General features: G+C 60.5%; 23 protein-coding genes. 16 read left to right on the forward strand and 7 right to left on the reverse strand.

Annotated features, from left to right (window positions below; all coding sequences use genetic code 11):
• Positions 1-39: 39 nt before the first annotated feature.
• From ACMX25_RS03730 to ftsB, 5 genes are all read left to right on the forward strand, one after another.
• Positions 40-1,764, forward strand: a complete 1,725-nt coding sequence (locus ACMX25_RS03730) for a CTP synthase (RefSeq protein WP_414948190.1) — start codon at positions 40-42, stop codon at positions 1,762-1,764.
• Positions 1,761-2,615 carry a 3-deoxy-8-phosphooctulonate synthase gene (gene kdsA, locus ACMX25_RS03735; RefSeq protein WP_414948191.1) on the forward strand — a complete coding sequence of 285 codons (855 nt, stop codon included), beginning with the start codon at positions 1,761-1,763 and terminating at the stop codon, positions 2,613-2,615. Before ACMX25_RS03730 ends, kdsA begins: the two co-directional genes overlap by 4 nt.
• 100 nt (positions 2,616-2,715) lie before the next feature.
• A complete protein-coding gene (locus tag ACMX25_RS03740; protein ID WP_414948192.1) occupies positions 2,716-2,874 on the forward strand; it encodes a DUF1330 domain-containing protein in 159 nt (52 codons plus the stop codon).
• 198 nt (positions 2,875-3,072) lie between these two features.
• On the forward strand, positions 3,073-4,356 hold the full coding sequence (gene eno, locus ACMX25_RS03745) for a phosphopyruvate hydratase (protein WP_097262069.1): 1,284 nt from the start codon (positions 3,073-3,075) through the stop codon (positions 4,354-4,356).
• A gap of 131 nt (positions 4,357-4,487) precedes the next feature.
• Positions 4,488-4,943, forward strand: coding sequence for a cell division protein FtsB (gene ftsB, locus ACMX25_RS03750; RefSeq protein WP_299707698.1), 456 nt, complete (start codon positions 4,488-4,490; stop codon positions 4,941-4,943).
• 100 nt (positions 4,944-5,043) lie between these two features.
• Here the strand turns inward: ftsB and ACMX25_RS03755 are convergent, their stop codons facing one another.
• The 3 genes from ACMX25_RS03755 to ACMX25_RS03765 form a co-directional block, all read right to left on the reverse strand.
• A complete protein-coding gene (locus tag ACMX25_RS03755; RefSeq protein WP_414948193.1) occupies positions 5,044-5,403 on the reverse strand; it encodes a hypothetical protein in 360 nt (119 codons plus the stop codon).
• A gap of 111 nt (positions 5,404-5,514) precedes the next feature.
• Positions 5,515-6,486 (reverse strand): Hsp33 family molecular chaperone HslO, encoded by a 972-nt coding sequence (gene hslO, locus ACMX25_RS03760; protein ID WP_414948194.1) that lies wholly within the window; start codon positions 6,484-6,486, stop codon positions 5,515-5,517.
• A gap of 44 nt (positions 6,487-6,530) precedes the next feature.
• A complete protein-coding gene (locus tag ACMX25_RS03765; protein WP_414948195.1) occupies positions 6,531-7,055 on the reverse strand; it encodes a gamma carbonic anhydrase family protein in 525 nt (174 codons plus the stop codon).
• A gap of 378 nt (positions 7,056-7,433) precedes the next feature.
• Between ACMX25_RS03765 and ACMX25_RS03770 the strand changes: the two genes are divergently transcribed.
• From ACMX25_RS03770 to ACMX25_RS03815, 10 genes are all read left to right on the forward strand, one after another.
• On the forward strand, positions 7,434-8,297 hold the full coding sequence (locus ACMX25_RS03770; protein WP_414948196.1) for a ferritin-like domain-containing protein: 864 nt from the start codon (positions 7,434-7,436) through the stop codon (positions 8,295-8,297).
• Complete coding sequence (locus tag ACMX25_RS03775; RefSeq protein ID WP_414948197.1) at positions 8,294-9,199, forward strand: alpha/beta fold hydrolase; 906 nt, start codon at positions 8,294-8,296, stop codon at positions 9,197-9,199. Before ACMX25_RS03770 ends, ACMX25_RS03775 begins: the two co-directional genes overlap by 4 nt.
• A 101-nt stretch (positions 9,200-9,300) precedes the next feature.
• Positions 9,301-10,131 carry a 3',5'-nucleoside bisphosphate phosphatase gene (locus ACMX25_RS03780; RefSeq protein WP_414948309.1) on the forward strand — a complete coding sequence of 277 codons (831 nt, stop codon included), beginning with the start codon at positions 9,301-9,303 and terminating at the stop codon, positions 10,129-10,131.
• Positions 10,132-10,403: 272 nt separating this feature from the next.
• A complete protein-coding gene (locus ACMX25_RS03785; protein ID WP_414948198.1) occupies positions 10,404-11,042 on the forward strand; it encodes an L-threonylcarbamoyladenylate synthase in 639 nt (212 codons plus the stop codon).
• A gap of 157 nt (positions 11,043-11,199) precedes the next feature.
• Positions 11,200-11,865: a site-2 protease family protein gene (locus ACMX25_RS03790; RefSeq protein WP_414948199.1), complete on the forward strand. Its 666-nt coding sequence runs from the start codon at positions 11,200-11,202 to the stop codon at positions 11,863-11,865.
• Positions 11,866-11,869: 4 nt separating this feature from the next.
• Positions 11,870-13,072, forward strand: coding sequence for a tryptophan--tRNA ligase (locus tag ACMX25_RS03795; RefSeq protein ID WP_414948200.1), 1,203 nt, complete (start codon positions 11,870-11,872; stop codon positions 13,070-13,072).
• An 8-nt stretch (positions 13,073-13,080) separates the two neighbouring features.
• On the forward strand, positions 13,081-13,707 hold the full coding sequence (locus ACMX25_RS03800) for a class I SAM-dependent methyltransferase (RefSeq protein ID WP_414948201.1): 627 nt from the start codon (positions 13,081-13,083) through the stop codon (positions 13,705-13,707).
• Positions 13,708-13,749: 42 nt separating this feature from the next.
• Complete coding sequence (gene dapA, locus ACMX25_RS03805) at positions 13,750-14,655, forward strand: 4-hydroxy-tetrahydrodipicolinate synthase (protein ID WP_414948202.1); 906 nt, start codon at positions 13,750-13,752, stop codon at positions 14,653-14,655.
• Positions 14,656-14,817: 162 nt separating this feature from the next.
• A complete protein-coding gene (gene bamC / locus ACMX25_RS03810; RefSeq protein ID WP_414948203.1) occupies positions 14,818-15,960 on the forward strand; it encodes an outer membrane protein assembly factor BamC in 1,143 nt (380 codons plus the stop codon).
• A gap of 10 nt (positions 15,961-15,970) precedes the next feature.
• Positions 15,971-16,744 (forward strand): MBL fold metallo-hydrolase, encoded by a 774-nt coding sequence (locus ACMX25_RS03815; RefSeq protein WP_414948204.1) that lies wholly within the window; start codon positions 15,971-15,973, stop codon positions 16,742-16,744.
• 236 nt (positions 16,745-16,980) lie between these two features.
• Here the strand turns inward: ACMX25_RS03815 and ACMX25_RS03820 are convergent, their stop codons facing one another.
• Together ACMX25_RS03820 and ACMX25_RS03825 are read right to left on the reverse strand one after the other, a co-directional pair.
• Positions 16,981-17,244: a hypothetical protein gene (locus ACMX25_RS03820; RefSeq protein WP_414948205.1), complete on the reverse strand. Its 264-nt coding sequence runs from the start codon at positions 17,242-17,244 to the stop codon at positions 16,981-16,983.
• Between the two features lie 228 nt (positions 17,245-17,472).
• Positions 17,473-18,705, reverse strand: a complete 1,233-nt coding sequence (locus tag ACMX25_RS03825; RefSeq protein ID WP_414948206.1) for a JmjC domain-containing protein — start codon at positions 18,703-18,705, stop codon at positions 17,473-17,475.
• A gap of 33 nt (positions 18,706-18,738) precedes the next feature.
• On the opposite strand from ACMX25_RS03825, the gene ACMX25_RS03830 reads away from it, so the two are divergent.
• A complete protein-coding gene (locus tag ACMX25_RS03830; protein ID WP_031363930.1) occupies positions 18,739-19,278 on the forward strand; it encodes an FKBP-type peptidyl-prolyl cis-trans isomerase in 540 nt (179 codons plus the stop codon).
• A 93-nt stretch (positions 19,279-19,371) separates the two neighbouring features.
• Here the strand turns inward: ACMX25_RS03830 and ACMX25_RS03835 are convergent, their stop codons facing one another.
• A complete protein-coding gene (locus tag ACMX25_RS03835) occupies positions 19,372-20,802 on the reverse strand; it encodes a hypothetical protein (RefSeq protein WP_414948207.1) in 1,431 nt (476 codons plus the stop codon).
• Complete coding sequence (mutS, locus tag ACMX25_RS03840) at positions 20,789-23,506, reverse strand: DNA mismatch repair protein MutS (protein WP_414948208.1); 2,718 nt, start codon at positions 23,504-23,506, stop codon at positions 20,789-20,791. Before mutS ends, ACMX25_RS03835 begins: the two co-directional genes overlap by 14 nt.
• Between the last annotated feature and the right edge of the window lie 62 nt (positions 23,507-23,568).

A 23,568-nucleotide genomic window follows, 5' to 3' on the forward strand; every position in this document is an offset into this window, starting at 1 on the left:
CTTTCGGGTATAATCCGTTTTTCCCGCGAGCACCTAGCGATGACCAAATATGTATTCGTCACCGGCGGCGTAGTGTCTTCCCTCGGCAAGGGTATTGCCGCCGCTTCCCTCGCAGCGATCCTCGAATCGCGCGGTCTGAAAGTCACCCTCTTAAAGCTCGATCCCTACATCAACGTCGACCCCGGCACGATGAGCCCGTTTCAGCACGGGGAAGTGTTCGTGACAGAAGACGGTGCGGAAACGGACCTCGACTTAGGCCATTACGAGCGCTTCATCAGCACGAAGATGCGCAAGGCCAATAACTTCACGACCGGTCAGATCTACGAGTCGGTGATCCGCAAGGAACGCCGGGGCGAATATCTCGGCAAGACGGTTCAGGTCATTCCCCATATCACCAACGAAATCCAGGCGTTCCTGCAACGCGGCGCGGCTGCGGCCACGTGCGGCGAGCCCGATGTGGCCATCGTGGAAATTGGCGGGACGGTGGGTGACATCGAATCGCTGCCGTTCCTCGAAGCCGCGCGCCAGATGAGCCTGCGGCTCGGGCGCAACAGCGCGTGTTTCGTGCACCTGACGCTGGTGCCGTACATTGCGACGGCCGGTGAACTCAAGACGAAACCCACGCAGCATAGCGTGCAGAAACTGCGCGAAATCGGTATCTCGCCGCACGTGCTGCTGTGCCGCGCGGATCGCCCGATTCCCGGCGACGAACGCGCGAAGATCTCGTTGTTCTCCAATGTGCCGGAAGACGCGGTCATTTCGGTGTGGGATGTGGACAGCATCTACAAGATTCCGCAGATGCTGCACGACCAGGGTCTCGACAACATCATTTGCGAAGAGCTCAAGCTCACGGCGAAACCCGCCGACCTCAGCATGTGGGCCGGCCTCGTCCAGAAACTCGAGAACCCGCAGAATGAAGTGACCATCGGCATGGTCGGCAAGTATGTGGAATTGACCGAGTCGTACAAGTCGCTGATCGAGGCGCTCAAGCATGCCTCCATTCATACGTCGACGAAGGTCAATATCGAATACATTGATTCCGAGCAGATCGAAACGGACGGCGTAGCCGGTCTGAAGCATCTTGACGCCGTGCTCGTGCCGGGTGGTTTCGGCGCGCGCGGAACAGAAGGCAAGATCAAGGCGATCAAATACGCACGTGAATCGAAGACGCCGTACCTGGGCATTTGCCTCGGCATGCAACTGGCCGTGATCGAATTCGCTCGCGACGTTGCGGGTCTTACCGATGCAAACAGCACGGAGTTCGATTCATCGACGACTAATCCGGTTGTAGCGCTCATCACCGAATGGTATGACCGCGCGGGCCGCGTTGAAAAGCGCACGGAGGAGTCGGATCTGGGCGGCACGATGCGCCTGGGTTCACAAAAATGTCCGATCAAGCCGGGCACCATGGCCGCACGCATTTACGGAACGGACGTGAACGAGCGTCATCGGCATCGCTACGAAGTGAACAACCGTTTTGTGCCGCAACTCGAGGCGGGCGGGCTGGTGATCAGCGCGCGTACGCCGAGCGAAGATCTGCCGGAAATGATGGAGTTGCCGGAATCCATGCACCCGTGGTTCGTCGGCGTACAGTTCCACCCGGAATTCACGTCGTCGCCGCGCGATGGCCATCCGTTGTTCAAGGAATTTGTCGAAGCGGCGCGCGCGCATCATCTGGCGCTGAAGGCGAACGGTGCGGTGAGCACTGCTGCTGAGCCTGCACCCGCGCCGGCCGTGGCGGTTTCTGTCGGAGCGCAAGCATGAAGCTGTGTGATTTCGAAGTGGGTCTCGACCAGCCGTTTTTCCTGATCGCGGGCACGTGCGTGGTTGAATCGGAGCAAATGACGATCGACGTCGCCGGCCGCCTCAAGGAAATCTGCGCGAAGGTAGGCGTCCCGTTCATCTACAAATCGTCGTACGACAAAGCCAATCGCAGTTCCGGCAAGTCGTTCCGCGGTCTTGGCATGGATGAAGGCCTGCGGATTCTCGGCGAAGTGAAAAAGCAACTCGGCCTGCCTGTTCTCACCGATGTTCATTCGGAGCACGAGATCGAGGCGGTTGCGTCGGTTGTGGACGTGCTGCAAACGCCCGCGTTCCTGTGCCGCCAGACTGACTTCATCCACGCGTGCGCGCGTTCGGGGAAGCCGGTCAACATCAAGAAGGGCCAGTTTCTTGCGCCGCACGACATGAAGAACGTCATCGATAAAGCCCGCGACGCTGCCCGCGAAGCCGGCTTGTCGGACGATCGTTTCATGGCGTGCGAACGCGGCGTGTCGTTTGGTTATAACAATCTGGTTTCCGACATGCGCGCGCTCGCGATCATGCGGGAAACCAACGCTCCGGTCGTCTTCGACGCCACGCATTCCGTCCAGTTGCCGGGCGGGCAGGGCACGAGTTCAGGTGGCCAGCGCGAGTTCGTGCCGGTGCTGGCACGCGCGGCCATTGCGGCAGGCGTGGCGGGCGTGTTCATGGAGACGCATCCGGACCCGGCGAACGCAAAATCCGACGGGCCGAACGCCGTACCGCTGCACAGAATGGAAGCACTGCTGGAGACACTCGTCGCATTGGATCGGGCCGTTAAGCGCGGGCCGTTCCTCGAGGCCGATTTCAGTTAAAGACGCTGCGAGCGCGCCGTGAATTCAAGCGCGGGCGTTCGCCTAAGCATCAACCTCCGTCACGTACCGGTGGGGAATGTCATGGAGAGAGTTTGTCTTCATGCGCGCGAGCCACACTGACCCCGATAAATTCGCCAGGCTTCAATCGTTGATATTGAAGGCGATTGAAGCATACGGTGGTAAGTTTCTGGTGCGTGAAGGGCGGAGCGGGGCGTTTGCAGGATCAATGCGCCCATCATGGCCGTACTCGCGTTCTTAGGCCATATTGACCACGAGAAGGGCCACAAAACGGGATCACTCCGCTCAATACGAAGCGGCGCGCCACGTGCCAACGGGCGCAGCAGAATTGAACATGATGGTCGTAGAAGGCCTCTGAAGCCAAGCGTTCGCGCCTTGGCGAGATGTTAAACACCGACCTGCTGTCTGACCTGATTCACCGTCATTTCTTGAGGAAACCATGAGTGCTATCGTAGATATCATCGGTCGCGAGATTCTCGACTCGCGAGGCAATCCCACCGTCGAATGTGACGTCCTGCTGGAGTCTGGCACGATGGGCCGCGCTGCGGTGCCGTCGGGCGCATCCACCGGATCGCGTGAAGCGATCGAACTGCGCGACGGCGAAGCCGGCCGCTACGGCGGCAAGGGCGTGCTAAAGGCAGTTGAACACATCAATACCGAAATCTCCGAAGCCATCATGGGCCTCGATGCATCGGAACAAGCCTTCCTCGACAAAACCCTGCTCGAACTCGACGGCACCGACAACAAGTCGCGCCTTGGCGCAAACGCCATGCTGGCTGTCTCCATGGCGGTTGCGAAGGCTGCTGCGGAAGAAGCTGGTTTGCCGCTGTACCGCTACTTCGGCGGCTCGGGCGCCATGCAATTGCCCGTTCCCATGATGAACATCGTGAACGGCGGCGCGCACGCGAACAACAGCCTGGACATCCAGGAATTCATGATTGTCCCGGTCAGCCAGCCGACGTTCCGCGAAGCGCTGCGTTGCGGCGCTGAAGTGTTCCACGCGCTGAAGAAAATCTTGAGCGACCGCGGCATGAGCACGGCCGTAGGCGACGAAGGCGGTTTCGCACCGAACTTCGGCAGCAACGACGAGTGCCTGTCGACCATCGTCCAGGCCATCGAAAAAGCGGGCTACCGCGCGGGCGAAGACGTTTTGCTGGCGCTGGACTGCGCCGCGAGCGAGTTCTACCACGACGGCAAATATCAGCTCGCAGGCGAGGGTTTGCAGTTGTCGTCGGCGGAGTTCACGGATTACCTGGCTACGCTGGCCGATAAATTCCCGATCGTATCGATCGAAGACGGCATGCACGAAAGCGACTGGGACGGCTGGAAGATTCTCACCGATAAACTCGGCAAGAAGATCCAGTTGGTCGGTGACGACCTTTTCGTGACGAACACGCGCATCCTGAAAGAAGGCATCGACAAGGGTATCGCCAATTCGATCCTGATCAAGATCAACCAGATCGGCACGTTGACGGAAACCTTTGCAGCTATCGAAATGGCGAAGCGCGCGGGTTACACTGCGGTCATCTCGCATCGTTCAGGCGAAACGGAAGATTCGACGATTGCAGATATTGCAGTCGGCCTGAACGCTGGTCAGATCAAGACGGGTTCGTTGTCGCGTAGCGACCGGATCTCGAAGTACAACCAGTTGCTGCGCATTGAAGAAGATCTCGGCGATATCGCGAGTTATCCGGGTAAGTCGGCGTTCTACAATCTGCGCTAAAGCTTCGGCCGGAATGGACGTTAGTGAGTCCGGACGGCCGTTGATTTATCCAGTCCGCTGCCTCGCATTCTCGTGAACGCGAGGCAGCGCCAAATCTAGTCGAAGTGTTAGCGTTTTTTCTCGCCTCTTAAATGCGGATTGTCACCTTTGTTCTGATCCTGCTGCTGGCGATGATCCAGTATCCACTGTGGTGGGGACACGGCGGTTGGTTACGTGTCCACGAACTGCAGCAGCAACTCGTCAACCAGACAAAGAAAAACGCCGACCTGAAACTGCGCAATGAACGCGTGCAGGGTGAAGTAGCGGACTTGCAGAACGGTACATCGGCTGTTGAAGAGCGCGCGCGTTACGAAATGGGCATGATGAAGGACAGCGAGGTCTTCGTGCAATTCGTCTCGCCGAATTCGCCGGCGCCTGCTAACTCAGTGAACGCGCAATCAAGTGCTTCCACGCGCGGGCAAGTGTCCGCTGCGCCGTTGCGTGTCGTGCCTAATCCGGTGTCGCGTTCGAAGGAAGAGCGCCGGGCATTCGAGCGGCAAGCGACGAAGGACAAGATGGACGCGGCGAAGAAGAAGCCGGCGGGTTAGCGCGTCGCGCGTCAATCGAAGCACCGGACGCAAAAAAAGCTGTTTCAACGTGAGTTGAAACAGCTTTTTTCTTGGGACGTCTCAGGACATCTCCAAGGTCCTACCAATAATATCCCGGGTATCCATAGCCGAAACCTGTTCCCCACCGGTTACCCCAGCCGCCGCTCGAATAGCCCCCGTACACCGTGACGGGCACGCGATAGTACCGCGAATAAGCCTGCGCGGCGGCTTCGGCAGTCATTGCTTGCTGTTGTTCGGCCAGCACTTGCCGGTCAATCTGGTTGTAGCGCTGTTGCTCGGCCGGTGAAAGCGGCTGCGCCGCCTGGTTCTGCGCAGCCGGCAAGCGGCTATAAATGGGCGAGGGCCCCGGCGGATCCATCATGCAGCCGCCGAGCGCGAGCAACGCTGCGCCGGACAGCGCTGCAGTCAGTTTCGTCAATACACATGGCAACGGTTTCATTTCGACCTCCAGCGGGCCGGACACTAGGCGGAAACGGATCATGCCACGCGGCGGGACGGCAAACATCGATACTGCGACGTCTTGTTACAGAGCCAGCGAGACGGGGCGAATTCAGTGCCGCTGATCCGGTGCCGGGCTCACGCCTAGTGAGATTTCAGCGGCCACAAAAAGTTGCGCCACGTCCACCGGATCGAACTCGTAGCGCTGGTTGCAGAATTCGCAGTGCACTTCCACGTTGCCGCGTTCTTCGATCACGCTGTCCACTTCGCCGCGGCCGAGCATCTTGAGCATCCCGCCTACCTTTTCGCGCGAACAGGTGCATTCGAAACGCGCTTGCGCCGGCTCGAAATGCTGCACGTTTTCCTGCCAGAAGAGCCGCTTGAACACCACTTCCGGTTCTTCTTTCAGCAACTCTTCGTTCGACAGCGTGCCGCCGAGGTGACAAACGCGCTGCCATGTATCGGCGTCGTGTTCACCCGGATGCGGAACGATACCGCCATCGCCGGGAAGCTTTTGCAGCAGCATGCCCACGGCGCGCTCGGTGTTCGCGGCAAGCCACATGCGCGTGTCGAGCTGCTCCGAGTGATGCATGTAGTGTTCGAGCACTTCTGCCATCGATGCCAGCGGTCCATGCTCACCGCTCAATGGCACGATGCCCTGATAAGCCTGCTGCCCGGGCTTCTTGTCGCGCGGATCGAGCGTGATCACGCAGCGGCCCTGGCCGTTGCGGTTGAGCAGATCGGGGAGCGTCATGTCATCCGTGATTGGCACGGGTGCTTCGCTCGCGCCTTCAATGGATTCAGCCAATTTCGCGGTTGCCCGCAGCGACAAGTCCGAATTGCATTGGACGACAAGCATGGTCACTGGCCCGTCGCCGTAGATCTGCATGATGAGCGTGCCATCGAACTTGAGATTCGCCGACAGCAGGGCGCACGCAGCCATCATTTCGCCGAGCACGTTTTGCACGGGCGTGGGGTACGAGCGGCGCGTGAGCACCTCCTGCCAGGTGTCGCGTAGCGAGACGATTTCGCCGCGCACGGGCGCCGCGTTGAACATGAATTTTTGAAGCTGGTCGTTAACCACGCTTGGGTCCTTTGATCGACGGCGTAATGCGTGTCGACCGGCGTTCAGCCGATCCGCACGAGTTGCGCCTTGTAAAATTCGCGACGGTCCGCGTAACCACGCGTCCCGGCCTGCATCTGGGCAATATCTGCTTCCGTGAGCTCGCGCACGGCTTTCGCGGGTGCGCCGAGGATCAGGGTATTGTCGGGGAAGGTCTTTCCTTCGGTCACCACAGCGCCCGCGCCAACCAGACAGTTGCGGCCGATTACCGCGCCATTCAAGACCACGGCCTGAATTCCGACCAGCGCGCCTTCCTTGATCGTGCAACCGTGCAGCATGGCTTGATGGCCGATGGTCACGTTGGCTTCAATCGTCAGCGGAAAGCCCGGGTCGGTATGAAGCACCGCGCCTTCCTGGATGTTGCTGCCTTTCCCGAGCACGATGGGCTCGTTGTCGCCGCGCAGCGCGGCGCCGAACCACACGCTTGAGTTTTCTTCCAGCGTCACACGGCCGATGATGGTCGCCGTATCGGCGACAAAGACGCTTTCGTGGATAGTCGGGGCGGCATCGCCGAGCTTATAGATTGCCACTTTGTCTCCTGTGAGGGCTTGATGCGAGCCATGAGCGCGGATTGGCGGACAGACCTGAAAGCGCGGGCGTGACCGGTACAATTGGATGAAAATTGGTTGAAATCGAGTGTGATTCTCAAATCTCAAGCGATTCCAGGCCGGTATCGTCGATGCTATAGACTGCGGCCCCGGCACGCCTCAAGCCAAAAATCTTCCGCGGAAAGTGCTATTTTAGCCGGTTGCGCCAATGCGACGCGCGGCCCGGTTTTTATGGCGCTTTTATGTCCCGGATCCACGGACTTTGAACCAGCCCATCGGGCAGCGACGCCCCGGGCGGTGCTACCGACCAACCGCCACCGTTCAAAAGCGCCGCACAAATATCCAAAAGCACTCGCAATCATGTCCGAACAGCTCGATTATTCTGCGTTCACCAGTGTCCGGCCGACTGCACTAGCGTTGCTCAGGGAACGCGATCCCGCCACCAAGGCGAACGCTGCCCAGCGTTTCTACGAGCGATTGTTGGCGGACGAAACCACGCTCGACGCCACTGCCCACCTTCCTGATCCGCTTGATCTTCCAGGCCGGCCAGCCGCGCCGGAACTGGTCGCGCCATCATCGTTGAAACGGCGCAGCATGCAGTCGGACGCCGGGCGTGCGGTGTTGCTGCACGCGCTGGCGCATATCGAGTTTAACGCGATCAATCTCGCGCTCGATGCCGTCTGGCGTTTCCCTTCAATGCCGGACGCGTTTTATCGCGACTGGTTCAAGGTCGCTGCCGAGGAATCGCGTCATTTTTCGTTGCTGAGCGCGCGCTTGGCCGAATTCGGCCATCAATACGGCGATTTTCCCGCGCACGATGGCCTGTGGGAAATGGCGGAGCGCACGCGTGGCGACGTGCTCGCCCGCATGGCGCTCGTGCCGCGCACGCTGGAGGCACGCGGGCTGGACGCTTCGCCGCCGATTCGCCGGCGCTTGGCTCAAGCGGGCGACCATGCATCGGCGGCCATTCTCGATGTGATTCTCCACGATGAAATCGGCCACGTGCTGATCGGAAATCACTGGTTCCGGCACTTGTGCAGCGAGTCCGGCGCCGATCCGCATAGCACTTACGCGCAAGTTGCCGAGCAATATCACGCGCCCAAACTCCGCGGCCCGTTCAACTTCGAAGCACGGCGCGAAGCCGGTTTCGACGAAGCCGAATTGCGCGCGCTGGCGGGTCTGGACGACATCGATTCCACGGAAGCTTCCGCGACTCCCCAATGACCATTTTAAAAACGCCCGTCTCCGAATTCGTCACCACGCGCGGCACGCGAATTCACGTACGCAGATGGGGCTCTCCCGACGCGCCCGCCTTGTTCATGCTGCATGGCTGGATGGATATCTCGGCGTCGTTTCAATTTGTCGTCGATGCCCTCGCTGGCGAATGGCAGGTGATCGCGCCCGATGCACGTGGTTTTGGGCTTTCGGACTGGCCGGTCGCGCAGGGAAAGAGCGGCCATTACTGGTTTCAGGACTATTTGGCGGATCTGGACGCGCTCCTCGACCACTACGCGCCTGTGTCGCAGCGTGGAGAACCGGTGAACCTGGTGGGCCATAGCATGGGCGCGAACGTTGTTTGCCTCTACGCAGGCGTGCGGCCCGAGCGGGTGCGGCGCGTGGTCGATCTCGAGGGCTTCGGCATGGCAGCCGCCCGAGCGGAGCGGTCGCCCGCGCGCCTCGGTCAATGGCTGGATGATTTGCGCGCGTTGCCGACGCTCAACACGTACGCCACGCTCGATGACGTCGCCCAGCGGCTAATCCGCACGAATGCGCGCCTGCCGCTGGCGAAAGCACGCTTCCTGGCTCAACACTGGGCCAGGCCCGACGATACCGGCCGTTTCCATCTGCTCGCCGACCCCGCGCACAAAATGCGCGGGCCGTTGCTGTATCGGCTGGACGAGGTGATGGCCGTCTGGTCGCAGGTACGGGCGAAGGTTCTGCACGTCGAAGCGCTCGCTTCTCCGACGCTCGCGATGATCGCCGGCGATGTTCCTATCGATGAATTCAAGCAGCGTTTCAAGGCGTTCAGCGATTGGCGCGAGGAGATCGTCGATAACGCCGGCCATATGCTTCATCACGATCAGCCGGAGCGGGTGGCGGCCCTGATCGAGACGTTTTGCGCGTGAGCCCAGGCGGGGTTGGATCGGGTAATCGAACGATCGGTCAAGCGCTAGAACCCATTTGACGCGTTGCAGTAGAATGGTTGCTAATTACCAGAGCTTCCATGATGAACGCCGATCTGCATTGCCATTCCACTGTTTCCGACGGCCAGCTTTCTCCGGCCGAGGTCGCCGCGCGCGCTCACGCGGGCGGCGTGACGCTGTGGTCGCTCACCGACCACGACCAGCTTGGCGGCCAGCGCGAGGCGCGCGAAGCCGCTCAGGCGCTCGGCATGGCGTATCTGGGCGGGGTGGAGATTTCGGTGACATGGGCGGGGCGGACGGTGCATATCGTCGGGCTGAATGTGGATGCGGACAATCAGGGTTTGATCGACGGCCTCGCAGCCACACGCAGCGGCCGTCAGGCACGCGGTGAAGCCATAGGCGAGGCGTTGGCCAGCATTGGTATCCCGGGCGCCTATGAGGGCGCGCTGCACTATGTGAACGACCCGGCCATGATCTCGCGCACCCATTTCGCACGGTATCTGGTGGAAAAGGGTTACGCGGAATCCACCTCGGATGTGTTCTCGAAATATCTCGGCGACGGCAAGCCGGGTTTCGTCGGCCATCGCTGGTCGAAACTGGCCGACGCCGTGAAATGGATCAAGGCGGCGGGCGGCGAGGCGGTGATCGCGCATCCCGGGCGTTACGATTTCTCGCCGGTCGAATTCGCCGCGTTATTCGATGAATTCATCCAGCTCGGCGGCCGGGCCATTGAAGTCGTGACCGGCAGCCACACGCCGGACCAGTATCGCGAATATGCGGAAGTTGCGCGGCGATACGGCTTTCTTGCGTCGCGCGGCTCAGATTTTCATGCGGCAGGCGAGGGACGTATCGACCTCGGACAGTTGCCGCAACTTCCCGCCGATCTCAAGCCGGTGTGGGAATGCCTGGTTTGACGCTTTACAGCGTCGGCTCATGGTTGGGCCGCGCTTTGAACCTCGCTTGATCCCCGTTTGATCCTGCAAGCGCTGCGCCCGATCTTTGCATCCAACAACTTCTGTTTGTCGCGCAACTGCCTGCATTTGCGGGTATTCTCGCGTGTTCGCACGGAGCCGTTCAGCGCTCTTATCCCAGTGCGAAAAAATACAAAAAACGCAACGCGTGCGTCGAGCGTGTCGGCGACGGTTGACAGCAAGCTTCCGGACAACCCACTTACGTCTATCTGGTCATGTCTCAATTCTTTCGAATTCATCCTGACAATCCGCAGCCGCGCCTGATCAACCAGGCGGTACAGATCATCAACGATGGTGGCATCGTCGCGTTGCCGACCGATTCAAGCTACGCGCTCGCGTGCCATCTCGACGATAAAGACGCCGTTGAACGGATCCGCCGGATTCGCGGACTCGATGAGAAACAACTGCTCTCGCTGCTCGTGCGCGATTTATCGGAATTGTCGAATTTTGCGATCGTCGATAACCGGAATTATCGTCTGATTAAATCGGTTACGCCCGGTCCTTACGTGTTTGTGCTCCAGGCGACGAAGGAAGTGCCGCGGCGCCTGTCGCACCCGTCGCGAAAGACGATCGGCCTGCGCGTGCCGAATCACGCCATCACGCTCGCATTGCTCGAAGCGCTCGGTCAGCCGCTGCTCGGTTCGACATTGATCCTGCCGCCCGACACCCATCCACTCAATGACGCCGAAGAGATTCGCGAGCGGCTGGAAAAACAGATCGATCTGGTCATCGACGCGGGCGCATGCCCGATGGAACCGTCCACGGTGATCGACCTGACCGGCAGCGAACCTGTGTTGGTGCGCCCCGGTCTGGGCAGTCTGGAACCATTCGGTATTACCGCTGAAAATGCCTGAAAACCCCGCACGATGACACAATACGCAGTGACGCTGCGTTCGGGCGAATAGCCCGGGCGCGACACACTGCTTCGACGCTCGCGCCCCATCGCCCTGGGCGAACGCCAAACCGTCCGCCAACGAGTGGCGCCACAACTGCTTGATACAATAGCGAGCTATGGATTCCTCCCTGATACAAACCATCGCGGTCTACGCGCTCCCCGTGATCTTCGCGATCACGCTGCATGAGGCCGCTCATGGTTATGCGGCCCGTTTGCTGGGTGACAACACGGCCTACGTGCTCGGTCGCGTGTCGCTCAACCCAATGCGCCACATCGATCCCGTCGGCACGCTGGCTATTCCGCTGATCCTCTATTTCGTCACAAGTGGCGCCTTCATGTTCGGCTACGCGAAGCCGGTGCCGGTGGCATTCGGGAACCTGCGTAATCCGCGTTGGGGCAGCTTGTGGGTGGCGGCGGCGGGCCCCGCGAGCAACTTCGTCCAGACGCTGATCTGGGGTGTGATCGCGGTGCTGCTCGGGTCGTTTAACGTCAGCGAACCGTTTTTTACGCGCATGGCCGCGGCCGGCGTTGGCGTGAACCTCGTACTCGGCGTGCTCAACCTGTTTCCGTTGCCGCCGCTCGATGGTGGACGCGTGCTCATGGCGCTGCTGCCCGTACGTGCATCGATCATGTTGTCGCGCCTCGAGCCTTATGGTTTTTTCATCGTGATGGCACTCGTCATGACCGGCACTTTGACGCGTTTTTGGCTCGGGCCGCTGGTGAGCGCCGGGTATGTCGCGGTGTCGGCCGTCCTGAATCCCCTTGCCTCGCTTTTACAATAAATCCATGTTCCCTGACCGTATCTTCTCAGGCATGCGGCCGACCGGCTCGCTGCATCTAGGCCACTATCACGGCGTGCTCAAGAACTGGGTGCGGCTGCAGTCCGAGTACCCGTGCTTTTTTGCGGTCGTCGACTGGCACGCGCTTACGACCCACTACGAAACGCCCGAAGTTATCGAGAAGAACGTGTGGGAAGTGCTGATCGACTGGCTCGCGTCGGGCATCGATCCGGCACAGGCCACGCTCTTTATCCAGAGCCGCGTGCCAGAGCATGCCGAGCTTGCGCTGCTGCTCGGCATGAGCACGCCGCTTGGCTGGCTCGAACGCGTGCCGACCTATAAAGAGCAGATTGAGAAGCTGAAGGAAAAGGACCTGACCACCTACGGGTTTTTGGGTTATCCGGTGCTGATGGCTGCCGACATCCTGCTGTACCGCGGCTCGCTCGTGCCGGTCGGCGAGGACCAGGTGCCGCATGTGGAAATGACGCGCGAGATCGCACGGCGCTTCAATTATCTGTACGGGCGCGAGGCGGATTTCGAAGAGAAGGCGCTCGATGCCGCGAAGAAACTCGGCGGCAAGCGCGCAAAGCTTTATCACGAGTTGCGAGTCGCGTATCAGCAGGAAGGCGACGACGAAGCGCTCGAAAAAGCGCGCGCGATGCTGCAGGAATCGCAGAGCCTCTCCATGAATGATCGCGAACGGCTGTTCGGATACTTGGAAGGCGCGCGCAAGATCATTCTGGTCGAGCCGCAGGCGCTGCTGACCGAAGCGTCGCGGATGCCGGGACTCGATGGCGCGAAGATGTCGAAGTCGTATGGCAATACCATCGGCTTGCGCGAAGACGCCGAGACCATCACGAAGAAAGTGCGCACCATGCCGACCGATCCGGCGCGGGTTCGCCGCACCGATCCAGGCGATCCGGACAAGTGCCCGGTGTGGCAACTGCATCAGGTCTATACCGATGAAACCACGCACAAGTGGGTGCAGACGAACTGCCGCAGCGCGGGCATTGGCTGCCTCGAATGCAAACAACCCGTGATCGAAGGCATTTTGCGCGAGCAGCAACCCATGCTGGAACGCGCGCAGAAATACATGGACGATCCGTCACTGTTACGCGCGATCGCGGCGGACGGTTGCGACAAGGCGCGCAAGTTCGCGGTAGAGACCATGCGCGATGTCCGCGACGCGATGGGCCTCTCGTATAACTGATGACCGCAATGCCCGCAACGTCAGCGCAAGAAAAGTCGCCCACGCCGCCCACCGCCGCCAGTGCGTGGATTGAGCAGTGGTCGCATCTGGTGGAGCAGGGCGGCGCGGTGCTTGACGTCGCGTCGGGCAACGGCCGTCATGCGCGCTATTTCGCGTTGCGCGGGCATCCGGTGCTGGCGCTCGATCGCGATGAAACCGCCTTGGCGAACCTCGCTGGCGTGGAGCATGTGACGACCCGTTGCGTCGATCTGGAAAATGCAAGCTGGCCGCTGCGGGACGACGAGAAATTTGCTGCGGTCGTGGTGACGAATTATCTCCATCGGCCGCTGTTCCCGTTTCTATTCGATGCCCTCGCGCCAGGCGGCGTGCTGCTCTACGAAACCTTCGCCGCGGGCAACGAGCGGGTCGGATTTGGCAAGCCATCGAGCCCGGACTTCCTGCTCAATCCCGGCGAACTGCTCGACGCCGTGCGGGGCCGCTTGCGGGTCATCGCTTATCAGGATGGATTTATCAACGTGCCGCGTGCATCCTGCGTGCAGCGCATTGTCGCCGCCGCTTCGCTGCGGCCCATGCCAACAGGCCTTACGGAACGTAACAATGGGTCAGATCCCGTTCGTTACGTACTGCAGGGCTAATCCGCTACAATCGCGGTTTACCGACCAATTTCATAGCGTTTCATGACAAACGGAACACACGGCGGCATCCAGATCCGCGGCAGCATTCCTGCCATCGTCACCCCGATGCAAGAGGACGGTAGTCTCGATCTGCCGGCGTTTCGAAAACTGATCGACTGGCATGCGCAAGAGGGCTCGAACGGCCTCGTCGTGGTCGGCACCAGCGGTGAATCGGCTACGCTCTCAGTGGACGAACACATCCTGATGGTGAAAACGGCCGTCGAACATACGGCCAAGCGTTTTCCGATCATCGCCGGCGCGGGCGGCAACTCCACCTCCGAAGCGGTCGAGCTTGCAAAAGCCGCGAAGGAAGTCGGCGCCGACGCCACCCTCCAAGTCGTTCCTTACTACAACAAGCCGACGCAAGAAGGCATGTACCAGCACTTCCGCAAAATCGCGGAATCCGTCGACCTGCCCGTGATCCTGTATAACGTTCCGGGCCGGACCGTTGCCGACATGAACCACGATACCGTGCTGCGCCTCGCTGAGGTTCCGGGGATCGTGGGCGTGAAAGAGGCAACGGGCAATATCGACCGTGCGGCAAACCTGATCAAGTACGCGCCGGCGCATTTCGCGATCTACAGCGGTGACGATCCGACCGCCATCGCGTTGATGCTGCTCGGCGGCCACGGCAATATTTCGGTGACCGCGAACGTCGCGCCGAAAGCAATGAGCGAACTCTGCCGCGCCGCGCTTGCCGGCGACGCGATCACCGCGCGCAAGATTCACCTGAGCTTGCTGTCGCTGCACAAGCAGATGTTCTGCGAGTCGAACCCGATCCCCGCGAAGTGGGCGCTTGCTGCGCTTGGGCGGATGGAAAGCGGAATTCGCCTGCCGCTGACGCCGCTCGATGCGCGCTATCACGACGCCGTGCGCGACGCATTGCGCGAAACAGGACTTCTGGCCTGACGGCCGGCGGCGGGACGCATTTAAATGTGTGTCCCGCTGCAATGCAGTGGTTTCGGCCTTATTAGCGTTTGGCCAGCCAGCGAGTGTCATCAACCCGTCGTTCATCGACCCGTTCCCGGCTTAGCTTCCAGGCAACGCGCATTCAGCATCACGAAGGACCTCATGAAACGTTCTGCCTTATTCAATCACGCTCGCACCCTGAGCGTGCTGTCGCTTGGAATCGGCACGCTGATCTCGCTTGCCGGTTGTGACACATTGAACGACTGGCTCGCGCCGGATCGGGTCAATTACAAGGGTGCTGAAACGGCGCCTACGCTGACCGTGCCGTCGGATCTGACCACGGCGGATATCAGCCAGCGTTATGCCGCACCGCCCAAGCTGAATACGCTTGGCGGTGCCGCGCCCCGTGCGCTTACACCCGCAGGCAATGCAACCGTGGGCGTGCCGAATCCGCAAGACCCGTTCGGCATGCACGTGGAGCGTGACGGCGATCGCCGCTGGCTCGTCGTCGATGGCCGTTCCCCCGACCAACTCTGGCCGCAGTTGCAGGAGTTCTGGGAAGAGAACGGTTTCACGCTCAAGACCGATGCCGCGTCTACCGGCATCATGCAGACCGACTGGGCTGAAAATCGCGCGAACATTCCGAACGACTGGTTCAGGAAGAGCATTGGGAAGCTGGTCGACTTTGCGTATTCATCGGGTACGCGCGATCAGTTCCGTACGCTGGTCGAGCGCGGCGCAAGCGGTTCTACGGACATTTCCATCAGCCACAGCGCGATGGAAGAAGTGCTGACGGGCCAGGACAAGACGTCATCGAAATGGGTTGAACGGCCGCGCAACCCTGCGCTTGAAGCCGCATTCCTCGCGAAGCTGATGGAGAAGTTTGGTCTCACCGACGCACAGGCCAAGCAGTTGCTCACCGATGCACGCCCGGCAAGCGCGACGGCCTCGGTGGATCCGACAGGTGGTCCGTCCACGCTCGATCTTTCCGAGCCGTTCGATAGTGCCTGGCTGCGTGTAGGTCTTGCGCTCGACCGGACCAACTTCACTGTCGACAACCGCGATCGTGCGAAGGGGCTGTACTACGTGCGCTTCTCGGACTCCATGCAGGAGTTGAAGAAAGAAGGTTTGCTCGGCAAGTTCTTCGGTGGCGGCACACCCAAGCCCGGGCGCGAGTTCATGGTCAACGTGCGTCCGAAGGCTGACGCAATGACTGAAATTGCCGTCGTCGATGCCAACGGGCAGGTGGATACATCCACCGACGCACAACGGATCGTCGCGTTGTTGCACGCGCAGTTGAACTAGGTTTTTGCCCATGCGTTTTGCCAGTCTCGGCAGCGGCAGCGAAGGCAATGCGTTGCTGGTCGAGTCGGTCAGCGGCACGACCACCACGCGCGTGCTGCTGGATTGCGGTTTTTCTGCGAAAGAGGTCGAGCGGCGCCTCGCGCGGCTCGACGTGCGGGCAGACCAGATCGACGCCATTCTTATCACGCATGAACATGCGGATCACATTGGTGGCGCGCTGACTCTGGCGCGCAAATTCTCCATTCCGTTGCACATGAGCTGGGGCACGGCGCACGCAGTGGGTGCCGATGACGCGCCGGTCGATCTACGCGTGCTGTGGGGCGACGAGAGCGTGATGGTGGGGGACTTGGAAGTGCTTCCCTACACTGTGCCCCACGACGCGCGCGAGCCCCTCCAGTACGTGTTCTCGGACGGCGTGAGCCGTTTGGGGGTCCTGACGGATGTCGGGGGCGCTACAGCCCACATCACGAATGTACTGAGTGGTTGCGATGCGTTGGTGCTCGAGTCGAATCACGATGTCGGGATGCTCGCTACGAGCCGCTATCCGGCGTCGCTCAAGGCGCGTATTGGCGGAATGCATGGACACCTGAACAACGACGCTGCAGCAGGAATTCTCGCAGCGCTCGATCGATCGAAGCTACGGCATCTGGTGGCCGCTCATCTAAGCCGGGAAAACAACTTGCCTGAACTGGCCCAGGCGGCGCTCGCCGCCGTGTTGGGTGGTACGCCGGCCGATGTTGTAGTGGCTACACAAGCCGATGGATTCGACTGGCTGTCGCTATGAAAGCTATGAAACCGCGCTGCGGTTCCGTATAAGCGCTGCAGCATATCGCTTCATATCGCCACATAGTGGCATTCGAGCTTTACACCCGAAACCAGCAGACGTAAAAAAACCGGCCCGAGGGCCGGTTTTTTCATAAGCCTCCCAGAATGAAACTCTGCGAGGCTTATTGCGGAGGCTTCGTTTTCAGCTAGATGAAACAGCTAAAAGAGCGAAAAACTAGGCCCCTGACTAGGTGCTTACTGGCTTGCGCCCGAAGCAGGAGCAGCTGCAGATGCTGCGTCGGTTGCCGATGCAGCAGCCGCAGTTGCGTCGCTTGCAGCAGCCGTAGCGCTCGAAGCTGCGTCGCTAGCCGAAGCTGCAGAATCCGAAGCAGCAGCAGCAGGTGCCGAAGCAGCCGAGGTATCGCTAGCAGCGCCCGGAGCAGCCGTATCGCTAGACTTGTTGCATGCAGCAAGAGCAACAGCAGCCAACAGGGATGCTACGAGGAGAGATTTCTTCATGATCACGTCCTTTTATGGTTAAAGGTAAGCAACAGCGCAAAGTACCGGTAATGTGTGCTCCAACACCGACCCGGGCCGTTGTGGACTCACATTATGTATGTCTGTGAGACTTCCTACGGCTTGGGCGGAAATTATATGCACTTTCGTATCGACCGTCGATAAATCAGGGGACAATACGTTGTCTTTCTCATACATTTCAACCCGCGGAACAGCAAGATAGGCCAAACACTAGGCGTTTGCGTCAACTTGTATCCAGCCCGCACAATACCACTCGTGCAGTAGCACTGTCATTGACGAATCGCCTGAGAGTGTTACAAAGCGTTTCCCCTCCAAATAGCGTTTGTCGGCGAGTTCGGGGAGCCATTTTTTCAGCTTTCCCGCCATTAAATCCTGCTCGCCATTCATAAAATAAGCGTGCTTGTCATAAAGCAACACGGTTTTTTTATCGAGTTTCAAACCGGATTGTTTCACGCGCTCGATAAACCGGTTCTCATTCAAAGGGCGTCGCGGCGGATCGAATACAACATTCGGCTTCGGTTCGCTCAGATATGTGCCGAGAAATGAAGCAACGTCCTTCTCATCCCATTCAATGTTTGCAAGGATCGCGCCAACCCGGTCGATCATGAGTTGAGGCAGTTGCGCCGGGTGGCTTACCGCCGGCTGGGCCGGGTCGCGATAGTGTTGAGCGCTATCCTTGCTGCCCGTGTTGCCAGCGCTGCGGGCGTCGTCCAGGCGCTCAGCAAGGTGATACAGGAACTGGCCTGACAGTTCGCTTGCAGAAGGCGCCCTGAAGCCGATGGAGGCGGTCATGCACTCGCCTTCAGCCACGCCCTCATGGGCGATGTGAGGCGGCAAGTAAAGCATGTCGCCCGGTTCCAGTACCCATTCTTCATCCGCTTCGAAGTGCTGTAAAACTTTCAACGGCAACCCCTCTTTTAGCGAGAGATCGCGCTGCGCGCCAAAGCGCCAGCGCCGTTTACCGTGAACTTGCAGCAGAAAGACGTCGTAGGAATCGAAGTGCGCGCCCACGCCGCCGCCGTCGGTGGCGTACGAAATCATGAGGTCGTCGACGCGGGCGTCGGGGATAAAACGGAAGCGGTCGAGCAGCGCGCGGGCACGGTCGTCGTGCAGGTTCACCCCTTGCACAAGTAATGTCCAGTCACGCTTTTTCACAGATGGCAATTCATCGGGCGCAAAAGGGCCGTGCTCCATTGCCCAGGACTTGCGAAAATGCGTGATGAGGCGCGATTCCGCGTCTTCGCTATCGGCGAGTTCGAACAGTTCGTCGCGCGATAGCGGTGCTTGAATGTCAGGAATCGCCTGACGGATCAGGAGCGGTTTTTTCTGCCAGTACCGGCGCATGAATTGCGCAGGCGTGAGGTTACCGAGCAGGGTGGAAGGTTCGTCGGGAAGCGGCACCGCGAAGGGACTTGAGGGAACGTTAGGGGACCGCGCTGGCATCGTATAATTGAGGCTTGTATCTTGGAGAATCCAATGAAAATCGCAAAAGACACCGTCGTATCAGTAGCCTATAAGCTCTCGGACGCTCATGGCAATCTGATCGAGGAAAGCGACGAGCCGATGGTCTATCTGCACGGCGGCTATGATGGCACGTTCCCCAAGATCGAGGAAGCACTCGACGGTCAGGAAGCCGGCTATCAGACCCAGTTGCAGCTCGAACCGCAGGATGCGTTCGGTGAGTACGATCCCGATCTCGTGAAAGTCGAGGCGCGCGGCCGGTTTCCGGAACCGCTCGAAGTCGGCATGCAGTTTGAAGGCACCCCGGAAGACGGCGAGGACGAACTCGATTCGCTGATCTACACGGTCACCGACGTGGCGGAAGATAAAGTCGTGCTCGACGGCAATCATCCGCTAGCGGGCATGGCGCTGCGTTTCGCGCTGAACGTGCAGGAAGTCCGCGAAGCCACCGAGGATGAAAAGGAACATCAGCACGCGCATGGCCTCGACGGTCTTGAAGTCCTCGACGAGGACGACGAAGAGCCAGGCAAGGACGCTGGCCCGACCTTGCACTGAGGCGTTTATACGGCCGATTGAAACGATGTGAAACAAGGCGCAGGCAGGTTGCTGCGCCTTTGTTTTATCTCGCGTAATGATCCGTGATTGCGATCATTGGCTGGTACCCGATCCCGATGCGCTGCTTGCCGGAATTGATGGCACGGGCAGGATCGGCGGCAGGTTTGCGGGAGGGTTCAAGTTGAGTATGGGCGGCGCCGGGGACGCGGGCGTGCCCGTGTCTGGCGCAGGGCGTTGCAACTGCTGTTGCGTTTGTTGCGATGGCTGCACGGGCTGCATCTGCTGGAAAAACGATGAAGGCCCGGGAGTGTCGGTTTCGACGCCGGGTATCGATGGCGACGAGGCGGAAGACGACGAAGGCGAAGCCGCCGACGAGGGTATCGACGACGACGCGGGCACGGTCGGCGCCTGGCTGGCTGACGCCGGCCGCACGATCACGTCGCGCACGCGCACCCGGAAGGGCGGCCGCAGTGCGAAGTCGGACTCCACTTCCAGCCATTGCGATTGTGGTTTCTTCAAACCAATCGCGATCCGCGTCAGATTGGATACCACCGTGCCTTTATCGTTGCGCAAAGGCTGGTCGATACGAAAGCCCCTCGGTATCGGTGTATCGGATTCATGGATCACGATCACCGGCCCGCGAAACGATTCGGCGGCTTTGACCAAGCTGCGCTTGAGCTCGAGAAAACCATCGCGCGACGCGTCGCCGCGAGAAAAGCGTAGCCATGCGAAACGATCGCGACGCTCATAACGGGCAAAGTCAGGGTCGCCCTGGAGGATCACGACGACCGCGCGCATCTCCGAGCGTCGTGCAGTTTCCACCGCATGTTCCAGCCAGAACGCGTTCGCGACAGAGCGGTCCTCGAATTCTCCATTGCGCCCGCCCGCGGTCAGATAGTGATTGTTCGGCGCGGGCGCGTTCAAGCCAATGAACGCAACGCCGTTGGCTTGCCATCGGACATTTTCGCGAAACGGCCGGAAGCGCGCGACATCGCTTTCGCGGATCACGTTCATGGGCGTCCGACCGAGTGAAGTCGAGTCACTGAAGAACAATTGGCGGACGAAATCGAGCCGTTCGACCGGATCGTAACTGCCTGCTTGCGCGAGAGCGCAAGATGCCCAGTCGTTGCCGCCGGGCAGCAGGACGACCGGTTTGCGGGAGCTGTCGAAGATTCGCTGGCGGGTATCGTAGAGCGAATCCCGGCACGGTTCTGCCTCGCCTTTGAGGTCGCCGTTGTAGACAATGAAGGACGTGTTCCGCTCTTGTCCTATGGCATCGAGAAGATGCTGGAACGCAGTTTCGCCGCTGGGCTTGTCGAGACCATTCGACGCGATCGCGAATGTGAGCGGCGCCGAGGGCGCGAGCGTCGGCGCCTCAGCGCTCGCGTGCCGCGATCCTCCGGCCAGCAGGAGGAGTGCGCCTAAACCAGTCACGATGACGCGGCTGGGCACCATGCGCCGCGCACCCGGCCAGTCGATGGCAGCGTCCGCCTTTATGCCAGCGCTAATGCTAACGCGACGCATCCGGAGCGTTCGACGCCAGCTCATGTAGTTCGTAGAGCAGATCGAGTGCGTCGCGTGGGCGCAAGTCGTTCGGGTCGATTGCGCGCAGCCGGTCAAGCGCAGGGTGTGGCTGCGCTTCGGCTGGTTCCTCGTGTTCGTGGGCGTCAGCAATTTCAACAACAGGCGGCGCGAACAGATCGAATTGCGGTGACGGCTGGCCGATCGACTGCTGCTCCAGATGCGCCAGATGCTTCCTCGCGGCCTTGATGACAGCCGGTGGCACGCCAGCCAGTTGTGCGACCTGCAAGCCGTAGCTCTGGTTCGCCGGTCCCTCGTTCACCGCGTGCAGGAACACGATGCCGTGATCATGTTCGACCGCCGATAAATGCACGTTCGCTGCCTGAGCGAACTCGGCAGGCAACTGCGTCAGTTCGAAGTAATGCGTGGCGAACAACGTATGGCAGCCGTTATGCGATAGCAGATGACGCGCGATAGCCCATGCGAGCGCGAGGCCGTCGAAGGTGGACGTACCGCGGCCGATCTCGTCCATCAGCACAAGGCTCGACGGTGTGGCGTCGTTGAGAATGGCTGCCGCTTCCGTCATTTCGACCATGAAGGTGGAACGGCCGCCAGCGAGGTCGTCGGCGGCGCCGATGCGGGTGAAGATCCGGTCGATCGGGCCAAAGCGCGCGCGTTTTGCGGGCACATAGCTGCCCACATAAGCGAGTAGTGCGATCAATGCGGTCTGTCGCATGAACGTCGACTTACCGCCCATGTTTGGTCCGGTGACCAGCAACAGCTTGCGCTCGGTATTCAGGCAGCAATCGTTCGCGATGAACTGCTCGACCTGCGCTTCCACCACGGGGTGCCGCCCTTGCTCGATGTCGATGCCTGCGTCGCCCGCGAATGCCGGTGCGATCCAGTCGAGCGCGAGCGCCCGTTCTGCGAACGCGCCAAGCAGGTCAAGTTCGGCGAGCGCAGCCGCGACGCGCTGGCAATCGCCAATGTGCGGCAACAGCGTTTGCAGCAGCGCGTCGTAAAGCATGCGCTCGCGTGCCAGTGCACGATCCTGCGCGGACAGCGCCTTGTCTTCGAAGGTCTTCAACTCCGGCGTGATGTAACGTTCGGCGTTTTTCAGCGTCTGGCGACGGCGATAGTCATCGGGAACCTTGTCCGTCTGGCTGCGCGTGACTTCGATATAAAAGCCATGCACCTTGTTGTACTCGACCCGCAGGTTCGCGATGCCCGTTCGCGTGCGTTCACGCGTTTCGAGGTCGATCAGGAACTGGTCGCAGTTTTCGGAGATGTCGCGAAGCTCATCGAGGTCAGCGTCGTAACCGCGCGCAATGACGCCACCGTCGCGGATCAGCGCGGCGGGTTCGGGTGCGATTGCGCGGCTCAGCAACGCGAGGCATTCAGGCGGCGGCTCAAGCGATACGTCGATGCGTTCCAGCGATGCCGAATGCATCTTTACGGCAGCCAGCCGTTCACGCAGTTGGGGCAGTGCTGCGAAGGTATCGCGCAGGCTGGAGAGATCGCGCGGCCTTGCCGACAGCAACGCGAGCCGCCCCGTAATCCGTTCGATATCCGAAATTTGCCGTAACGCTGCGCGCAAACCATCGAGGCTCGCGGTTGCGGGCGCATCGAGCAATGCGCCAATTGCACGCTGCCTTCCTTGCGCAATGGTGAAATCGCGGGGTGGATGATGCAACCAATGACGCAGCAGACGGCTGCCCATGGTCGTGCAGCACGTGTCCAGCAGCGAGCACAACGTGGGGGACTCCGTTCCGCGCAAGGTCTCGGTCAATTCGAGATTGCGGCGCGTGGCTGGGTCGAGACCGATGTACTCCGATTCGTACTCCACCTTCAGACTGCGCACGTGCCGCAGTTGCTGACCCTGCGTTGCGGCTGCGTACAGCAGCAGCGCGCCCGCGGCGCCGCACGCGCAGGTCAGCGAGTGCGCACCGAAGCCGTCGAGGCTCGCGACATCGAGTTGCTCACGCAGACGTTGCGTGCCCGAGTCGATATCGAAGTGCCATGCCGGCGCCCGCGTGGTGGCTCCTACGTTCGGGATTTCGAACGGTGCGTTGGTCGTGGAAAACGAGTCGGCGATCAGCGTTTCAGCCGGGCGAATGCGCTCGAGCGCCGCGCTCAATTGATCAGGCGCGACTTCGGCAAGGCGCAACGCGCCGCTCGCCAGATTCAACCAGGCCAGTCCGACGCTCGTGACCACTCCCCGGCGGTTATGCGCCGGGCAGAGGGCAAGCAGGAAGACATCGTTTTTGTCGGAGAGGAGCGCGGCATCGGTCAGCGTACCGGGCGTGACGACACGCACGACCTTGCGCTCGACCGGTCCCTTCGATGTCGCAGGATCACCGATCTGCTCGCAAATAGCGACGGATTCCCCGAGTTTCACGAGCTTCGCCAGATATTGCTCGCACGAATGATGGGGGATGCCGGCCATCTTGATCGGGTTTCCGCCCGACGCCCCGCGCTGAGTGAGCGTGAGGTCGAGCAGGCGCGAAGCCTTGACGGCGTCGTCAAAAAATAGCTCGTAGAAGTCGCCCATCCGGTAAAACACGAGCGTGCCAGGATGCTCCCCTTTGATGCGCAAATACTGCTGCATCATGGGAGTGTGGTGCGACAGGTCCACGGCAACGCCGGGTGTCTGCGCGGCGGGACTCAAGTCTTGAGTGGTAGACGAAACGGAGATATGCGTACCCATCTTGCGTGCGTGATTTGTGCGGAGGTGCTTAAGGCCACGAGTGTACCGCGTCGGCTCGTCGC

Origin of the sequence: Caballeronia eucalypticola, from assembly GCF_047608185.1 — a bacterium.
Taxonomy (GTDB): domain Bacteria; phylum Pseudomonadota; class Gammaproteobacteria; order Burkholderiales; family Burkholderiaceae; genus Caballeronia.

What these genes read in the sequence shown, in the direction of transcription:
- ACMX25_RS03730 (WP_414948190.1), top strand. Translation starts at nt 40, where the DNA reads ATGACCAAATATGTATTCGTCACCGGCGGCGTAGTGTCTTCCCTCGGC.
- kdsA (WP_414948191.1), top strand. Translation starts at nt 1,761, where the DNA reads ATGAAGCTGTGTGATTTCGAAGTGGGTCTCGACCAGCCGTTTTTCCTG.
- ACMX25_RS03740 (WP_414948192.1), top strand. Translation starts at nt 2,716, where the DNA reads ATGCGCGCGAGCCACACTGACCCCGATAAATTCGCCAGGCTTCAATCG.
- eno (WP_097262069.1), top strand. Translation starts at nt 3,073, where the DNA reads ATGAGTGCTATCGTAGATATCATCGGTCGCGAGATTCTCGACTCGCGA.
- ftsB (WP_299707698.1), top strand. Translation starts at nt 4,488, where the DNA reads ATGCGGATTGTCACCTTTGTTCTGATCCTGCTGCTGGCGATGATCCAG.
- ACMX25_RS03755 (WP_414948193.1), bottom strand. Translation starts at nt 5,403, where the DNA reads ATGAAACCGTTGCCATGTGTATTGACGAAACTGACTGCAGCGCTGTCC.
- ACMX25_RS03770 (WP_414948196.1), top strand. Translation starts at nt 7,434, where the DNA reads ATGTCCGAACAGCTCGATTATTCTGCGTTCACCAGTGTCCGGCCGACT.
- ACMX25_RS03775 (WP_414948197.1), top strand. Translation starts at nt 8,294, where the DNA reads ATGACCATTTTAAAAACGCCCGTCTCCGAATTCGTCACCACGCGCGGC.
- ACMX25_RS03780 (WP_414948309.1), top strand. Translation starts at nt 9,301, where the DNA reads ATGAACGCCGATCTGCATTGCCATTCCACTGTTTCCGACGGCCAGCTT.
- ACMX25_RS03785 (WP_414948198.1), top strand. Translation starts at nt 10,404, where the DNA reads ATGTCTCAATTCTTTCGAATTCATCCTGACAATCCGCAGCCGCGCCTG.
- ACMX25_RS03790 (WP_414948199.1), top strand. Translation starts at nt 11,200, where the DNA reads ATGGATTCCTCCCTGATACAAACCATCGCGGTCTACGCGCTCCCCGTG.
- ACMX25_RS03795 (WP_414948200.1), top strand. Translation starts at nt 11,870, where the DNA reads ATGTTCCCTGACCGTATCTTCTCAGGCATGCGGCCGACCGGCTCGCTG.
- ACMX25_RS03800 (WP_414948201.1), top strand. Translation starts at nt 13,081, where the DNA reads ATGCCCGCAACGTCAGCGCAAGAAAAGTCGCCCACGCCGCCCACCGCC.
- dapA (WP_414948202.1), top strand. Translation starts at nt 13,750, where the DNA reads ATGACAAACGGAACACACGGCGGCATCCAGATCCGCGGCAGCATTCCT.
- bamC (WP_414948203.1), top strand. Translation starts at nt 14,818, where the DNA reads ATGAAACGTTCTGCCTTATTCAATCACGCTCGCACCCTGAGCGTGCTG.
- ACMX25_RS03815 (WP_414948204.1), top strand. Translation starts at nt 15,971, where the DNA reads ATGCGTTTTGCCAGTCTCGGCAGCGGCAGCGAAGGCAATGCGTTGCTG.
- ACMX25_RS03820 (WP_414948205.1), bottom strand. Translation starts at nt 17,244, where the DNA reads ATGAAGAAATCTCTCCTCGTAGCATCCCTGTTGGCTGCTGTTGCTCTT.
- ACMX25_RS03825 (WP_414948206.1), bottom strand. Translation starts at nt 18,705, where the DNA reads ATGCCAGCGCGGTCCCCTAACGTTCCCTCAAGTCCCTTCGCGGTGCCG.
- ACMX25_RS03830 (WP_031363930.1), top strand. Translation starts at nt 18,739, where the DNA reads ATGAAAATCGCAAAAGACACCGTCGTATCAGTAGCCTATAAGCTCTCG.
- ACMX25_RS03835 (WP_414948207.1), bottom strand. Translation starts at nt 20,802, where the DNA reads ATGCGTCGCGTTAGCATTAGCGCTGGCATAAAGGCGGACGCTGCCATC.
- mutS (WP_414948208.1), bottom strand. Translation starts at nt 23,506, where the DNA reads ATGGGTACGCATATCTCCGTTTCGTCTACCACTCAAGACTTGAGTCCC.